This window comes from Pseudomonas sp. LBUM1663 (assembly GCF_059695905.1).
This window is the reverse complement of the sequence record NZ_CP166792.1, coordinates 3,963,943-3,979,533: the sequence shown is the minus strand read 5'-3', so window position 1 is coordinate 3,979,533 and position 15,591 is coordinate 3,963,943. Positions and strand designations below refer to the sequence as shown.

Below are 15,591 nucleotides of genomic sequence, written 5' to 3'. Positions count from 1 at the left end.
ATCGGATTGGTGGGGGTTGGGGGATTTTCCTCACTGTCGAGGAGGGTGCTGCCCCCACTTGCCAACCACCCTGACACCCGCGCGGCCTTGCCAAAACCAACTGTCATCGAAGAAAATGAGAGTCATTATCAAATAACTCTCCGCATTGGGCCTTCTCCATGTCGTCTGTTGATCTCTCGCTGCAACACGCCGTGCATACGCTTTACGAGGACCATCACAGTTGGCTCTGCGGCTGGCTGCGCAAACGACTCGGCTGCATCGACAATGCTGCAGACCTGGCCCAGGACACGTTCATCCGGATCCTGACCCAGCGCAAGACACCTGAATTGCGCGAGCCTCGCGCTTATCTGAGTACGGTCGCGCGCAGCTTGATGATCGACATGTTCCGCCGTCGGGCGCTGGAGCAAGCCTATCTGGAAACCCTGGCCCTGATCCCCGAGCCGGTGGCGTTCTCGCCTGAAGCCCGCACGCTGATTATCGAAACCCTGATGGAAATCGACCGCTTGCTCGATGGCCTGGGTAGCCGAACCCGTGAGATTTTCCTGATGGCGCAGCTCGACGGCCTGAGCTATGTGGAGATCGGCCGGCGCCTGAACGTTTCGGTGAACACGGTGAAGAAGCATGCGGTACGCGCCCTGACTCACTGCCTGTTGCTGGTTGAGGACTGAAGCGGTGGCACGTGCCCAATCACTGGACCATGCCACCCTTGAGGCAGCGGCACGCTGGTATGTCGACTTGCGCAGTGAGGTGCCGGACGAGGCCGTTCGTGAGGCGCATCGGCATTGGCTGGAACGCGATCCTCGCCATCAGCAAGCCTGGGACCGTCTCGCGCGTTTGCAGGACAAACTGGGTCAGGTCAGTCCCGACATTGCGCGGCCGACATTGACCAGCGCCCGCGCCAAACGGCGCGACGTGCTCAAGGTGTTGTCGATTCTGCTGGCGGCGGGCGGGGCGGGCGCATTGGCCTGGAACACCACGCCGCTGCCGACGTTGATAGCGGACCAGCGTACCGGCACCGGCGAGCGCCGCCGCGTGCGCCTGAACGACGGCAGTCAGCTGCAACTCAACACGGCCACCGCCGTGGACATCCGCTACAGCGACCAGCTGCGGGAAATTCGCTTGCTCAGCGGTGAAATCCAGATTGAAACGGCGCGTGACCCACTGGCGCGGCCCTTCATTGTGCACACGGCCGAAGGCAGCATTCGCGCCTTGGGCACGCGTTTTATCGTGCGCAGCGAAGCGGGGCAAACGCAGGTCAGCGTGCAAGAGCATGCGGTTGAAGTGCGCTCCGCGCATTTGGCCGGCGCTGCCGTGCGGGTAGAGGCCGGGCAACAGCTGAGTTTTCGCAGCGACAGCGTTGACCCTTTGCAGTGGGCCAACCCTCAAGCGGATGCCTGGACCCGCGACATGCTGGTGGTCAATGACTGGCGCCTGGCCGATTTCGTCATGGAACTGCAGCGCTACCGTCCCGGCCACCTGGGGTGCGATCCGGCGGTCGCTGCGCTGCGCATCTCCGGCGCTTTCCATCTTGGCAGCACCGACACGATTCTGGACAACCTGACCTCGACATTGCCGGTGCGCATACGCCGTTTCAGTCGGTATTGGGCCAGTGTCGAGCCGGTGTGATGGGGCCTGCGAAAAGAATTTGCCGAGAGGGGTTGTTGATTCTGTTTCTCATTCGACCTTGTAGGTAGAGGCGCAAAGAGTCGCCGCCATTCACTGCCGCCGGGCGAAAGGAAACTGCATGACCCCTCGCAATCCCCTTAACCGAAAATCTTCCATCAAACCCTTGAACCGCGCTGTCCACGCGGCGTTGCTTGGCATGGCGCTCGTCGTCCCGTTGGGGATGACGGTCGTTGCGCAGCCCGCTTGGGCGCAGACCCACATCGAAACCGAGTTCGATATTCCTGCGGGTTCGCTGGGGTCGGCATTGACCCAGTTTGCTTCCACCGCGGGGGTGACGGTTTCGTTTGATCCGGCCCATGCAGGTGGCCAGACATCGGCAGGATTGCACGGCCGCTACACGGTTGATGCGGGATTGCGGCAACTGCTGGCCGGCAGAAAATTGCAGGCTGTGCGCCTGGACAATGGCAGCTATTCTCTGTTGCCGGTGGTGGATTCCGGCTCGGCCTTGCAACTGGGGGCGACCAGCATTTCGGGTGAAGTCATCGAGTCGGCCTACGGGCCCGTGGACGGTTTTGTCGCCACCCGCAGCGCCACGGGCACCAAAACCGACACACCGATCCTGGAAATTCCGCAGGCCATCAACGTGGTGACCGCGCATCAAGTAGAAGTGCAGGGCGCACGCAACCTGACCCAGGCGCTGCGCTACACGCCCGGCCTGAATACCGGCGGTTTCACCGACCGCAACTCGATTGCCGACGAAATCACCAGCCGTGGTTTCGCGCCGACGCCGTTGTACCTGGACGGTGCCTACATTCCGTATGCCGGAAGCCTGGGCGGCGCACCGCAAATCGATCCGTACACCCTGGAACGCATCGAAGTGCTCAAAGGCCCGTCGTCGGTCCTCTATGGCCAGAACCAGCCGGGAGGCCTGATCAACATGGTCTCCAAACGTCCGACCACGGAACAGCGCAGCCAGGTCAAACTGGGTGCGGGCAGCTACAACCGGGTCAACGGCGCATTCGACACCAGTGGCCCGATTGACGATCAGAACGCCTTCACCTATCGCCTCGTCGGTGTCACGAACAAAGGCAACGATCAGGTCGCGCACACCCACAGTGAACGCATGCTGCTGGCGCCAAGCCTGACCTGGACACCGACCGACGACACGTCGCTGACGCTGTTGGCGCAGATCCAGCGTGATGACGGCCAGGTCGACTATCAGTCGCTGCCGCGGATCGGCTCGCTGAATCGCGGCCCCAACGGTGAGAAAATCAACCGCGACTTTTTCTCCGGCGACTCGCACTACAACGACTACAAACGTAACCAGTACGTCTTCGGCTACGACTTCACCCACGACTTCACTGACGATCTGAAGTACCGCTCGACTGCGCGCTACACCGATGTGCGCGACCGTTACAAGGGCTTCTACTTGCGCAGCTTCGTTACCGATGCTGCCGGCGTGACCGATTACACCCGCGCCAACCGCACCAAACTCGATTGGCGCCAGCACAACATCGCTTACACCATCGATAACAACCTGGAGTACACATTCAACACCGGAGCCCTTGAGCACACCACGTTGGTGGGCGTTGACTATCGCCACTTCAACCGCAAGTACGATGGCTTGAACGCGAACAACGTGTTGCCGGTCGACCTCTACGGCAAGAACAACTACGACACCAGCAGCGTGACGCCGGTGCTTGACACCCAATGGGACAACACCCTGCGCCAGACGGGTGTGTACGTGCAGGACCAGATCAAACTGGACCAGTGGATCCTGACCATCGGTGGGCGCCAGGACTGGGCGGAAATCGATAACAAGGACATTCTCGCCCGCACCGTCAGTTCGCAACGCGACAACAAATTCACCGGCCGCGTGGGCCTGACCTACGTCACCGAATTCGGCCTGGCGCCGTATATCAGCTACTCCGAGTCCTTCCTGCCGACCATCGGCACCGCCGCGCCTGAACGTGGCGGCAATGCCTTCGAGCCGACCGAGGGCGAGCAATATGAAGTGGGCGTGAAGTACCAGCCGTTCGAGAAGACGCTGATCACCGCGTCGGTGTATCAGATCAAGCAGAAAAACGTGCTGACCGGCGACGACGAGTATCCGCAGTATCAGGCCCAGGCCGGCGAAGTGCGTTCGCGCGGCGTTGAACTGGAGCTGAAGTCCAGCATCGACAACGTCGACGTACTGGCGGCGGCGACCTACATCGACTCGTTCTACACCAAGAGCACCTATGGCGATCAGGGCAACCGTAACGAAGCGCAGTCGCCGGTATCCGCCTCGTTGTGGGTGGATTATCACTTCACGCAAGCGGCGCTCAATGGACTGACCTTCGGCGCGGGTGCGCGGTACATCGGGCGTAAACCGGGTGATTCGTCCAACTCCTTCGACGTGCCGTCCTACGTCGTCTACGACACCACGATCAGTTATGACATGGGCAAACTCGACGCAAGCTTGCGCGGCTTGCAAACCCGCTTGAACGTGCAAAACGTGTTTGATCGCGAGTATGTGTCGGACTGCAATTATTCGTTCGGTTGCTACTACGGCCAGGAGCGGGTGGCGTCGGTTGAAATGAGCTACGACTGGTAACGCCAATCCCTGTAGCAGCAGGCTTCGCCAGCTGCTGCAGGGGGGCGGTGTTTAGGCGAGTTTTACGTTCATGGTGATCCGCGCCGTGAACACCTTCTTGCCTTCAGCATCATGAACATCCACCGGTACGATCTTGTCGCCTTCCGTCTGCCAATCCACCGCCTCGCCATCGGCCACCGCCGTCACATCGCTCTTGGCCTTGGCCAGATACTCAACCGTCATCCCTTTCGGAATCCAGCGCGCACCGGCCGGAATGGACACGTCGGTCATCGTCCCGGCCGCCAGTTCGGCTGCGTTGCACATCGCAATCGCATGAACCGAGCCCAAGTGGTTGGTGATCTCCGTGCTGAATGGCACCTGCACCGTGGCGTGACCGGGGCGCAACTCGGAAATCAGCGGCTTTATGGTGCTGAAGTAGGGTGCCACCTGGCAGGCCATTTTGCTGAACGCTTCCGGACCGGCGCTGTTGAGCATGCTGAGAAACTGACTCATTTTGAAGCCTCGCTGAGGGGGGTGGTTTACAGAATGATGTTCTTTAACAGAATAATGTTCTGTGACGGAACAGTATTCTGTCGCGAGGAAATCTGTCAACATAGCTCAGCTTTCTCACCGGCAGCCGTCTGCCTTGTCATGGATTTTTTTGGCCTGTGTCCCGCATGGAAACGTCAGATCTACTCGAGCGCAGCTACCCCGGCAGAAGAGCCGAACTCAAGCGCGACATCTTCAGAAAAGCCTTGGCCCTATTCAACGAACAAGGGCTCGAAGCCACGACCATCGAAATGATCCGCGCCGAATGCGATACCAGCGTCGGCGCGATCTACCATCACTTCGGCAACAAGGAAGGCCTGGTGGCCGCGCTGTTCTTTACGGCGCTGGACGACCAGGCACTGCTTCGCGACAGCTACCTCGCTGAGGCCCAGACGACCGAAGAGGGCGTGCGCGCGCTGGTCCACAGCTACGTCGATTGGGTCGACAGCCAGCCCGAGTGGGCACGGTTCCAGTACCACGCGCGATTTGCCGTCACCAAAGGGCCGTTCAAGGACGAACTGGCCACTCGAAACAAAACCCGTAACCAGAAACTCGGCCAATGGCTGGCAGAGCCCGGCCGACGCGATGAATTGCGAGCGTTTCCTGCCGAATTGCTGCCGTCGCTGATCATCGGCCAGGCGGACAGTTACTGCCGGGCATGGTTGTCGGGGAGGGTGGCGGGCAGTCCGAAGACTTACAGAGAACTGCTGGCGCAAGCGGCGTGGCGATCAATCGGTGGCGATGCAGCCATTTCTGACGAATAAAATCTCTGTTCAACAAGGCCGTTCTCCGCCGAACGGCAATTGTTCCAGCCAAGCATGGCTATGCTTGATCTGCTGCCGCGAACAGTGGGAGTCAATCGGGCCGTTTTCCAATGTCGAGAGGGCAAGCGTTCAATCCATTCCTGATGGAGATGACACTGTGAAACCATTCATTCGGCTACTAACCGCCCCCGCCGTCTGTATTGCGCTGGCGCTCCCAAGCGCAGCAACTGCGCTCGACAACTCGCCTGTTCCCGCCTCGATCAGCACGCCCGCAAACGTCGACACCCGTTTCGGCACGCTGGAATTCAAGGACGGCATGCCGAGCACGGACACCCTGAACAAGGTCTACGACAACCTCGATTACATCCATGCTTTCAATGCCATCACCAACACCTTCCAGGGGGTCAACGTGGTGGCGATCCGTAAAGGCTTCCTGGAGGCCGGCGTCAAGGACAACGAGATCCTGATCTTTTCAGAGTTGATGGATGCCAAGTCGCTGTTCCTGACGGCCAATGCCGATACCATTTATTTCCTCGGTTTCATCGACGTGAGCAAAGGGCCGATGGTGCTGGAAACACCGCCCAATTCGCTGGGCACGCTGGACGACTATTGGTGGCGCTGGATGATCGACTTCGGCGCGCCGGGGCCGGACCGGGGGCAGGGTGGAAAATACCTGGTGCTGCCGCCTGGCTACGACGGGCCGGTCCCCGAAGGCGGCTATTTCGTGACGCGTGCGCCGACCACCAAAGTGCTGATCCTGGGCCGTGCTTTCATGGATAAGAGCGACCCGAAACCGGTCGTCGAGTTGATCAAGAAAACCACCAAAATCTATCCCTACGAGGCAGGGGGCTACGGCACCAGCGTGGCGCAATTCCTCAGTGGCCAGGTCGCGCTGGCCAAGGTGGCCGAACCGCCGCCCACGGTGTTCCACGAAGGTAGCGGCAAGGTGATGAACACCATTCCACCAAACGACTTCAGTGCCTATGAGCTCCTTAATGAACTCGTGCAGCAAGAGCCTGCGACCACGCTCGACGCCGAACTGATGGGCTCGCTGGCCGCCGTCGGCATCGTCAAGGGCAAGCCGTTCGCGCCGGATGCACGCATGAAGAAAATCATGACCGAAGCGCTGGCGGCGGCGAATGCCACCGCGCGCAGCTTGCTGATGAATCCGCGTGATCCTGACTGGTATTACTACCCCGGTTCATCCTGGTCCAACTTCCTGTTCATCAGTGGCAGTGAGTTTGAAACGCCCATCCCGATCATCACCTCCGAAGGCGCCAAGCCTTTCCCGGCGACGGGTTATCGCACCCTGGATGCGCGCTCGGCGTTTTTCTATGGCGTTACCGGCATCACGCCAGCCATGGCGATGCGTCTGCCCGGTATCGGCTCGCAATACCTGTTCGCCATGCTGGATTCGAAGAAGGCGTATTTCGACGGGGCCAAGACCTACAAAGTGACGCTGCCCAAAGGTATTCCCGAAGCCAATTTTTGGTCGTTCACCGTGTACGACAACCAGACCCGATCGATGCTGGATACGCCACAACGTTACCCACGCGCCGGCAGCCAGAGCTATCCGTCGCCCGCCGCCGAGGCCGACACGGATGGCTCAACCACCGTTTACTTCGGTCCTCAACAACCGGAAGGCGTGAAACGTGGCAACTGGATTCAGACGCTGCCGGGCAAAGGCTGGTTCATGCTTTTGCGGTTGTACGGGCCGCTCGAACCGTTCTTCACCAAAGCCTGGCGCCCCGGTGAAGTTGAAGAGGTTCGGTGAGTCAGTCGAGGGAAAGGCTGCAACAGCAGTTATCATAGGCGCGCCCTGTGCCAACGCTTCACGTCACGGGCGCGCCTTAAACCTCGGAGTCAATCACGCAATGCCCCAACTCAGCCACTTTGAAACCCCGTGCCCGGAGCACATCAACAGCCAGATCCTGCAGATGGTCGTCGACAACCTGACCGACATCAGCATGGTCGGCATCGCGCCGAGCAACCCGCTGTACAACGTGTATCAGTACGCGGTCGGCTACGAAGTGCATCTGTATCTGGAAGCCCTCGGTGGGTCCAAGGGCATTGCGGTCGAGTTGATCGTCGCCACCGACGAAAAAGACCCTGAAAAGGTCATCGGTTTTCTGCTGTACCTGCCGGTCAAGGACGATCCCGAAGCGTGCGGCGTCGCCTACATGGCCGTCGACGCGGGTCATCGTCGCCGCGGCGTCGCGCGGTCCATGTTGCAAGACATGATCAGTCGCTACCCCCACGCCGAACTGACCTGCACCGTGGCCAAGGTGCCGTTGTTCGAATCGATGGGGTTCCAGGTGCTGGGCGTGCGCGGCACGCAGGTGCTGATGAACACCCGCGACCACAGCAGCGAAGGCTTGATGGGATTGTTGGACGTCACATTTATCTACAGTTCTCTAGAGGTCCGGCAGATACATACCTACTTGCTGCAAAAACACGGAAAGCGCGCGATGGTCGATGCCGAAAAGCAGCGCGACCGGCATCTGGACCAAATGACCCACAACGCCAAGGTGTTTGTGCTGAATCGTTTGGGCCGGGACGCGGCGAACGAGCCTCGTCTGGACTAGACTCATAAGTCCTTTTGAGAGCGCGCGGTCGTCGAGCCATGATATTCTGCGCGCCAACTTGGTTTGACCTTTTCAGTTTGCATGTCCTTGAGACGTGCCGACAGGATCAATGTCGCTCAAGTAGCTGAAGCCAATAATGATAAAAAGTCAGTTCAGTAGGGACATATAACTGAGGTCGATGGAGACACGTCGGCCTTGTGTGCCCACCCTTCGATTCTTGTGCACGAGCACCCACGACGTCCTGCCTGAATGTCGTGAACCCGGGGCTCCGTGAATGAGGATAGAAGGGCGGATGGCGTTTTATCATAGGTGCTACAGATGTTTAAGAAAATGAACACGGCCCTGCTGGGGCTGGCTTTGTCGATGGGGATCACGTCCGTTCACGCGGAAGAGGCAAAGAAAGTCGATGTACTGCTGATCGGCGGCGGCATCATGAGCGCGACCCTGGGTGTCTGGCTCAACGAGCTGGAACCTGGCACTTCGATGGAAATGATCGAGCGCCTCGACGGCGTCGCCCTGGAAAGCTCCAACGGCTGGAACAACGCTGGTACCGGTCACTCCGCCCTGGCCGAGTTGAACTACACCCCGGAAGACGACAAGGGCAATGTCTCGATCCCGAAAGCCGTTGAAATCAACGAAGCGTTCCAGATCTCCCGTCAGTTCTGGGCCTGGCAGGTTCAGCAAGGCGTGCTGAAAAACCCGCGTTCGTTCATCAACTCCACGCCGCACATGAGCTTTGTGTGGGGCGATGACAACATCAAGTTCCTGAAGAAGCGCTACGAAGCCCTGCAAGCGAGCCCGCTGTTCGCCGGCATGCAGTACTCCGAAGACCCGGCTGTGATCAAGAAGTGGGTTCCGCTGATGATGGAAGGGCGTGACCCGAACCAGAAAATCGCGGCCACCTGGAGCCCGATCGGCACCGACGTCAACTTCGGCGAAATCACCCGCCAGTTCGTTGCGCACCTGCAAACCACACCGAAGTTCGACTTGAAACTGTCTAGCGAAGTGCAAGACATCACCAAGAACGACGACGGCACCTGGCGCGTCAGCTACAAAAACCTGAAAGACGGCACCCAATCCGAAACCGACGCCAAGTTCGTGTTCATCGGCGCGGGCGGCGGTGCACTGCACCTGCTGCAGAAGTCCGGCATTCCTGAAGCCAAGGAATACGCAGGCTTCCCGGTAGGCGGCTCGTTCCTCGTCACCGAGAACCCGACCATCGCCGAGCAACACCTGGCCAAGGCCTACGGCAAAGCCTCCGTTGGCGCACCGCCAATGTCGGTTCCGCACCTGGACACCCGTGTCCTGGACGGCAAGCGCGTCATCCTGTTTGGCCCATTCGCGACCTTCAGCACCAAGTTCCTGAAGGAAGGCTCGTACCTGGACCTGCTGACCACCACCACCACGCACAACGTGTGGCCAATGACCAAAGTCGGCATCAAGGAATACCCGCTGGTCGAGTACCTCGCCGGCCAGCTGATGCTGTCTGACGAAGACCGCCTCGACGCCCTGAAAGAATACTTCCCGAACGCCAAAGCTGAAGACTGGCGCCTTTGGCAAGCCGGCCAACGCGTGCAAATCATCAAGCGTGATGAAGCAGCCGGTGGCGTGTTGAAGCTGGGTACTGAAATCGTTGCCTCCGCTGACGGCTCGATCGCCGGCCTGCTGGGCGCATCGCCGGGCGCATCGACGGCTGCGCCGATCATGCTGACCGTGCTGCAGAAAGTGTTCAAGGACAAGGTGGCTTCGCCAGCCTGGCAGGAGAAGCTGCATCAGATCGTGCCGAGCTATGGCACTCAGTTGAATGGCAGTCCTGAGAAGGTTGCGCAGGAGTGGGCGTACACCGCCAAGGTGCTGCAACTGACTCCGCCGCCGGCAATTGGTCAGGTGGTAGCTCCGGCTGCTGCTCCGGCTGATGCTGATAAGGCAAAGGCTTCGAAGGCTAATGCTTCGACGGATATGGCTTTGTAAGTAGAAGCTTGCTTGGGAAGCCCACTGATCGGAGACGGTCAGTGGGCTTTTTTGTGGGGAGTGGTTTTCGAGGGGTGGATGCATCTGGGCTCATATCTCGGTGCTTCATCCAACGCCTGTCTCAACGCATCAAAAAATTTGAACCGCCTTTGGACGCGCTCGCCTAATGATTAGCTTGTGGATGAATCGCACAGGCAATGTGCCAATACCGGCATTTTCCGAGAGGTGGTCAACGTGGCTAAAGACGAGAAGAAAAGCAAAGGTGATGCTTCGAACGCCAGCAAGGATTTGAAAGACAAAAAGTCATCGAAGGCAAAGCAATCAGCTGCGGCCTCGGCTCTTTCGAAATCTTCCGAAAAGAAAGACAAGAAAAAAGATGCCGAACCAAAGAAATCTGCAAAAAAAGCTGATAGCAAGCCAGACAAGGCTAAGAAATCAGACAAGGCAGAAAAGCCGGCGAAAAAGAAAAAGTGAAATCTGCTGTCCGCTAGGGCTTTACGCCCTAGCATCCTCAGGCCGGTTTACCTTCGATGGCTATCAAACGACTAACCACCCCCTCCGGCCAGAACCCGTCACTCACATTGGTGGTATGCGGCGGATTTCCCTTATGGTTCTAGCGTGACGCCCGGGCGACCAGCGTCATATTCGTCGAAGATCAGCGCCATGGGCCGGCAGTGTCCAGGGCAGGATGCCTTCCTGGAATTCACAAGTCCGGCATGTGCTGCGGGCACGATGAGGGCTTAGTTAACCATCACCTCGTCCAGTGCCTGCTCGAGGGTGCTGACCGTGCGCTCGATATTGTGCAGCTTTTCGAGTCCGAACAGTCCGATGCGGAAGGTCTGGAAGTCGGCCGGCTCGTCGCATTGCAATGGCACTCCGGCGGCGATCTGTAGGCCGTGGCTGGCAAATTTCTTACCGCTCTTGATGTCGGCATCATCGGTGTAGCTCACCACTACACCAGGGGCCTGAAAGCCAGCTGCGGCCACGCTTTTGATGCCTTTGCCGGTCAACATTGCGCGTACCCGATCGCCCAGCGCCTGTTGTTCGCTGCGGACCTTGTCGAAACCGTAGGCTTGCGTCTCTTTCATCACTTCGTTAAATCGCGCGAGGGAATCGCTGGGCATGGTCGCATGGTAGGCATGTCCGCCCTGTTCGTAGGCCTGCATGATCTGAAGCCACTTTTTCAGGTCGCAGGCGAAGCTGCTGCTTTGCGTCTGCTCGATGCGCTCGAGGGCCAAAGAACTGAACATCACCAGGGCGCAGCAAGGGGAGGCGCTCCAGCCTTTCTGCGGTGCGCTGATCAGCAGGTCGACTGCGCATTTCTGCATATCAACCCAAAGCGTGCCTGAGGCGATGCAGTCCAGCACGAACAGGCCACCCACCGCGTGCACGGCGTCGCCGACGGCCCGCAGGTACTCGTCGGGCAGGATAATCCCTGATGAGGTTTCAACGTGGGGGGCGAAGACAATCTGCGGTTTCTGCGCCTCAATGGCTGCCAGCACTTCGTCCAGAGGGGGTGGGGTGTAGGCAGCCTGGCGGCCCGTGTCGACCGGTCGGGCTTTCAGCACCGTGGTGGCCGCCGGGATGTTGCCCATCTCAAGGATCTGGCTCCAGCGATAACTGAACCAGCCGTTGCGGATCACCAGGCATTGCTGGTCGGTGGCAAACTGTCGCGCCACCGCTTCCATGCCGAATGTGCCGCTGCCCGGGACGACCCCGACAGCCTGGGCGTTGTAGACCTGTTTCAGGGTCGTTGAAATGTTCTTCATCACACCTTGAAACGACTGCGACATGTGGTTGAGCGAGCGGTCGGTGTAGACCACTGAGTACTCGACCAGCCCCTCGGGATCGACACTGGGATATAGCTTGGACATGGGGTGACTCCTTTGGCAGAGATGTCAGTGGTATCGACCCTGCCCTAAGCCTTGGCAAATGACAAGATTGCTCGGGATTGAAGTGCGACTTCTGTCGAGCGGCTGGCATCAGGTCGATTACTGGACGTAGCAATACTCGCAGGTGGCTGCTGAGTTGGGGGAGGGTGGGGCTTAAAGGTTGCTACCTCATACGTTCAGTCGATAACGACCAGTTATGAAGGGCAGCAGCCGACCCAGGCCGTGTGAAAACGCACTGAATACGTCGAAAGTTGAGAGCTACGGGCGTTGCCTGCGAAACCAGCAGACTGAAGCGCGATTGCCCTCGTCAGCTACATAGGCGTTCGTAAATGCTGTTTGGGCCGCGTCAGCGGCCCAAACAGCCACTCACGGACGATCAAACGGCTGGATTCACGCCCTGATCGCCTCAAGTAGTCCTGCGATACCGAAAATGCTCATCATTCGTTTGAGGTTGTAGGCGAGCACATGAAGGCTCATTTCGGTGCTTACCCTTGGTAGGGTTTTGGTCAGGAAGTGGGTGGCTCCCATCCAATATTTGAGCGTTCCAAAAGGATGTTCAACGGTCTGTCGGCGACGCCTCATCATCGTTGGATCATTTTCCAGCCGTACCTGCATCGCATCGATTACGGCTTCATGTTCCCAGCGCTTTACCCGGCGCTCCTTACCCGTCGTACATTGCTTGTGCATTGCGCAGGACTGGCAGCCCGAGAACCAATAACAGTGCAGTAGCATGCCGTCTTCCACCGAAGAATGCCGTCGGGTCAGTAACTGTCCCGCAGGGCATCGATACTCGTCCGATGCAGCAAGGTAGATGAAGTCCTGCTTACCAAATCGGCCTTCGGCTTTGCTGCCCGATGTGAGGGGTTTCGGTACGAAGGTAGTGATGCCGGCTTGCTCGCAAGCAAGGATTTCCAGACCTTTGTAATAGCCTCGGTCGGCCACCACCGTTAGCGATTCAGCCTTGATTTCTTCACGCGCCTGGTTCGCCATATTGCTCAGTTGCCCACGATCATTACCAACGTTGGTCACCTCATGGGCAACGATCAGATGGTGTTTGTCGTCGACCGCTGTTTGTACGTTGTAGCCAACCGTTCCGGTGCCTCGGCCGCTCGTAGCCATTGAGCGTGCATCTGGATCGGTGAGGGAGATCTGCTGGTCTGGACTTTCGTGGAGCTGCGCCTCGATGTCCTTGAGTTTCTGCATCTGCTTTTTCAGTGTTTCTATCTTTTCTTTAAGCCGCTCTGCTTTGGCCTCGGCCACTTCGGGCGTTGCCCGATCCGCCGAATCCATCGCCGCCAGATATCGATCAATGCTCTGCTCGATCTGCTGCATGCGTGCCTTCACCTTCCCCTGAGTGAAGTTGCGGTCGCGATTATTGACGGCTTTGAATTTGCTGCCGTCGATGGCGATGATCGATTGGGAGAAGAGATTGAGGTTGCGACAAAGAACTACGAACTGGCGGCATACGCTGCGAATGGCTTTGCCGTTGTCTTTGCGAAAGTCGGCAATGGTTTTGAAGTCCGGAGCCAAACGCCCCGTTAGCCACATCAACTCGACGTTGCGCTCGGCCTCACGTTCAAGTCGGCGGCTGGACTGAATCCGATTGAGATAGCCGTAGATATAGATCTTCAGCAACACCGCTGGGTGATAGGCTGGACGACCCGTTGCGGCAGGATCGACGCCCTCAAAACCAAGTGCGCCCAGGTCGAGTTCATCGACGAAAACGTCGACCACACGGACTGGATTTTCTTGGGTCACGTAATCGTCCAGGCACTCCGGCAGCAAGGTGACTTGCGTCCGAGCCTCACCTTCAATAAATCGCTTCATGATCGCCCCCGCTACGATCTCGACGATCAGAAGGTTAGACAATCACTGGCGTTTTCACACAGCCTGGGCCCAAAGCTGCCCTTCGTGAAGGACAGCTAATGGAAGAAATCAGCCATAGCCCCAATGCCTGCACTAGGGGACTTTTTTTCTTCATCCTAATCACGAGCCAGTATCTTTGAAATGGCTTCTGACTTTTGCGTGGGATGAAGTGTCGACAAGTGCCTAGGCACTTTCAATCGACTGGACTAGCCGATCTGCGGCAAAAAATTCTTACGCGTCCTGTCCGGGTGTCGACTGTGTGAAAACTACTGCGCTCGGCATTATTGCGTTAAAAACAGGCTTGGAATGCTCATTTACAACTTGTAAAGTAGGGCGCGACCCCGGCCTTTTCTTGCCTGTTTTTACCTTGTTCTGCCTCTGCTCGCTATGTTTTCACACAGCCCGGATCGAACCAGTGAAACAAATCCAGGCAATTGCCAGCCAACGGCGCTGGTAGGCGTTGGCCGTCAGTCCAGCATGTGCTATTGGTATGAAATTGGGTGATCTACGCGGCGTCTTACAGTAAGTTAAATTCTGCGGCTTGTGGATTAATGAAATGCCAAAATTCCAGAAGGCAGCTTCAACTGGCTGGTTTTGACGAGTTCAACTCGTACCGCGTTTTTTGCACCACAATGACACCAGAATGCCTGTGGCAATCGACACCAGTGGAATGCTTGAAGTAACGCCCAGTGTTGGAAACACCAACAGTATTTGCGAGTCGTTACCGCCGAGCATCATCGAAGCCCCGATCCCCATCAAAATACCCGCCAACAAATGAACGCCAGCCTTTGATGGGGTAAAGGCCTCGAAACGGAACGTTTTCCTGTACAGGGTAAAACTCAGCATGCCTGCCAGCAACATAACAAACACCGCAATACGCCGGGTGCTGATTGCCATATCGGCTTGCCAGAACATCTGCGAAACATTGTAAAAGAACACACTGGGTGTCCATAACGGCTCGAACGTATAGAGCGTACTCGTCAACGCACCCAGCAGCATACTGGAGAGTACCAGGTGTTTATTACCGTGTATGCAGACTAAAAAAATCAGCACCAGCGCCACTACACCGATCAACAGCCAGTAATGGCGGCTGGAAATTTCCGGCATCAGAATGGTCTTCTGTTCGGGCATCATGCGCATGTAATACCAGAGCACGATGCCCAGGACCCAGCCGATCATTGTGAACAGTTTATTGAAATTGCCACAGGCAAACTTGGTCAGCGTGCCTACGCTGCAACCGTTGTTTAGCACCGATGCCACCCCGAACAACAAGCCTCCCGAAACCAGTAAAGGATAGGAAATACCAGGCGAGTACAACGGCAGGCTGACCTCGGAGAAACGATAGAGCGGGGCCAGCATCAACCCGAACAATCCACACGATGTCAGTGCCACAAACAACGTCGGGCGCCCCGCCAGCAATTGTTCGCTCGCTTTGACAAGACACATACCCATGCGCTGCGAAACCCAGCCAATCAGGAACGCTAATACCAACGCCATCAGTAAAGAGAAAACCATGTTCGTGCGCCACCGCTGATTTGGATGGACCGGGCCTTACTAGGCATTAGCGTAGCTCTCTATCAGGCTACTTGTGTCGCCTCGCGGGCCTGCTTGGCCATCGAGCTGAGTTGATCGCGGTCGGAACCGACGTTGGTCACCTCATGCACAACGATCAAATGGTGCGGCGTATCGACCGCTGTCTGAACGTTGCAGCCAACGATTCACGCTGGATGTGTGCCGTCGGGGTGCCGTCAACTAACCGCATA

The 15,591-nt window shown here is 57.9% G+C and carries 12 protein-coding genes and 1 pseudogene; 8 read left to right on the top strand and 5 right to left on the bottom strand.

All coding sequences use genetic code 11. From position 1 onward, the window contains the following. Positions 1–158 precede the first annotated feature (158 nt). The 3 genes from ACA075_RS18200 (at position 159) to ACA075_RS18190 (ending at position 4,222) form a co-directional block, all read left to right on the top strand. Positions 159–668 (top strand): sigma-70 family RNA polymerase sigma factor, encoded by a 510-nt coding sequence (locus ACA075_RS18200; RefSeq protein ID WP_497294372.1) that lies wholly within the window; start codon positions 159–161, stop codon positions 666–668. A 4-nt stretch (positions 669–672) separates the two neighbouring features. Next, positions 673–1,626 carry a FecR domain-containing protein gene (locus ACA075_RS18195; RefSeq protein WP_497294370.1) on the top strand — a complete coding sequence of 318 codons (954 nt, stop codon included), beginning with the start codon at positions 673–675 and terminating at the stop codon, positions 1,624–1,626. Positions 1,627–1,744: 118 nt separating this feature from the next. Continuing rightward, complete coding sequence (locus ACA075_RS18190) at positions 1,745–4,222, top strand: TonB-dependent siderophore receptor (protein WP_497294369.1); 2,478 nt, start codon at positions 1,745–1,747, stop codon at positions 4,220–4,222. 51 nt (positions 4,223–4,273) lie between these two features. Here ACA075_RS18190 and ACA075_RS18185 read toward each other — a convergent pair whose 3' ends face one another. Continuing rightward, the gene (locus ACA075_RS18185) at positions 4,274–4,714 is read right to left on the bottom strand and encodes a hotdog fold domain-containing protein (RefSeq protein ID WP_497294367.1); all 441 of its coding nucleotides are present in this window, start codon (positions 4,712–4,714) and stop codon (positions 4,274–4,276) included. Positions 4,715–4,878: 164 nt separating this feature from the next. On the opposite strand from ACA075_RS18185, the gene ACA075_RS18180 reads away from it, so the two are divergent. The 5 genes from ACA075_RS18180 to ACA075_RS18160 all read left to right on the top strand — a co-directional run bounded on the left by ACA075_RS18180 (position 4,879) and on the right by ACA075_RS18160 (position 10,544). After that, positions 4,879–5,514, top strand: a complete 636-nt coding sequence (locus ACA075_RS18180; RefSeq protein ID WP_497294365.1) for a TetR/AcrR family transcriptional regulator — start codon at positions 4,879–4,881, stop codon at positions 5,512–5,514. Positions 5,515–5,671: 157 nt separating this feature from the next. After that, positions 5,672–7,288 (top strand): DUF1254 domain-containing protein, encoded by a 1,617-nt coding sequence (locus ACA075_RS18175; protein WP_497294363.1) that lies wholly within the window; start codon positions 5,672–5,674, stop codon positions 7,286–7,288. A gap of 100 nt (positions 7,289–7,388) precedes the next feature. Further along, complete coding sequence (locus ACA075_RS18170; RefSeq protein ID WP_497294361.1) at positions 7,389–8,099, top strand: GNAT family N-acetyltransferase; 711 nt, start codon at positions 7,389–7,391, stop codon at positions 8,097–8,099. Between the two features lie 318 nt (positions 8,100–8,417). Beyond that, entirely contained in the window at positions 8,418–10,070 is a 1,653-nt protein-coding gene (gene mqo, locus ACA075_RS18165) for a malate dehydrogenase (quinone) (RefSeq protein WP_497294359.1), read from the top strand. Between the two features lie 225 nt (positions 10,071–10,295). Beyond that, a complete protein-coding gene (locus ACA075_RS18160; RefSeq protein ID WP_497299287.1) occupies positions 10,296–10,544 on the top strand; it encodes a hypothetical protein in 249 nt (82 codons plus the stop codon). A 266-nt stretch (positions 10,545–10,810) separates the two neighbouring features. On the opposite strand, the gene ACA075_RS18155 is transcribed toward ACA075_RS18160, so the two are convergent. From ACA075_RS18155 to ACA075_RS18140, 4 genes and pseudogenes are all read right to left on the bottom strand, one after another. After that, on the bottom strand, positions 10,811–11,944 hold the full coding sequence (locus ACA075_RS18155; RefSeq protein ID WP_497294357.1) for an aminotransferase class V-fold PLP-dependent enzyme: 1,134 nt from the start codon (positions 11,942–11,944) through the stop codon (positions 10,811–10,813). Positions 11,945–12,352: 408 nt separating this feature from the next. Then, positions 12,353–13,789, bottom strand: a complete 1,437-nt coding sequence (locus ACA075_RS18150) for an IS1182 family transposase (RefSeq protein ID WP_497294355.1) — start codon at positions 13,787–13,789, stop codon at positions 12,353–12,355. Positions 13,790–14,431: 642 nt separating this feature from the next. Then, complete coding sequence (locus tag ACA075_RS18145; RefSeq protein ID WP_497294353.1) at positions 14,432–15,343, bottom strand: YeeE/YedE thiosulfate transporter family protein; 912 nt, start codon at positions 15,341–15,343, stop codon at positions 14,432–14,434. Between the two features lie 77 nt (positions 15,344–15,420). Continuing rightward, positions 15,421–15,546 (bottom strand): annotated as a pseudogene (locus ACA075_RS18140) (hypothetical protein); the annotation flags it as partial. Between the last annotated feature and the right edge of the window lie 45 nt (positions 15,547–15,591).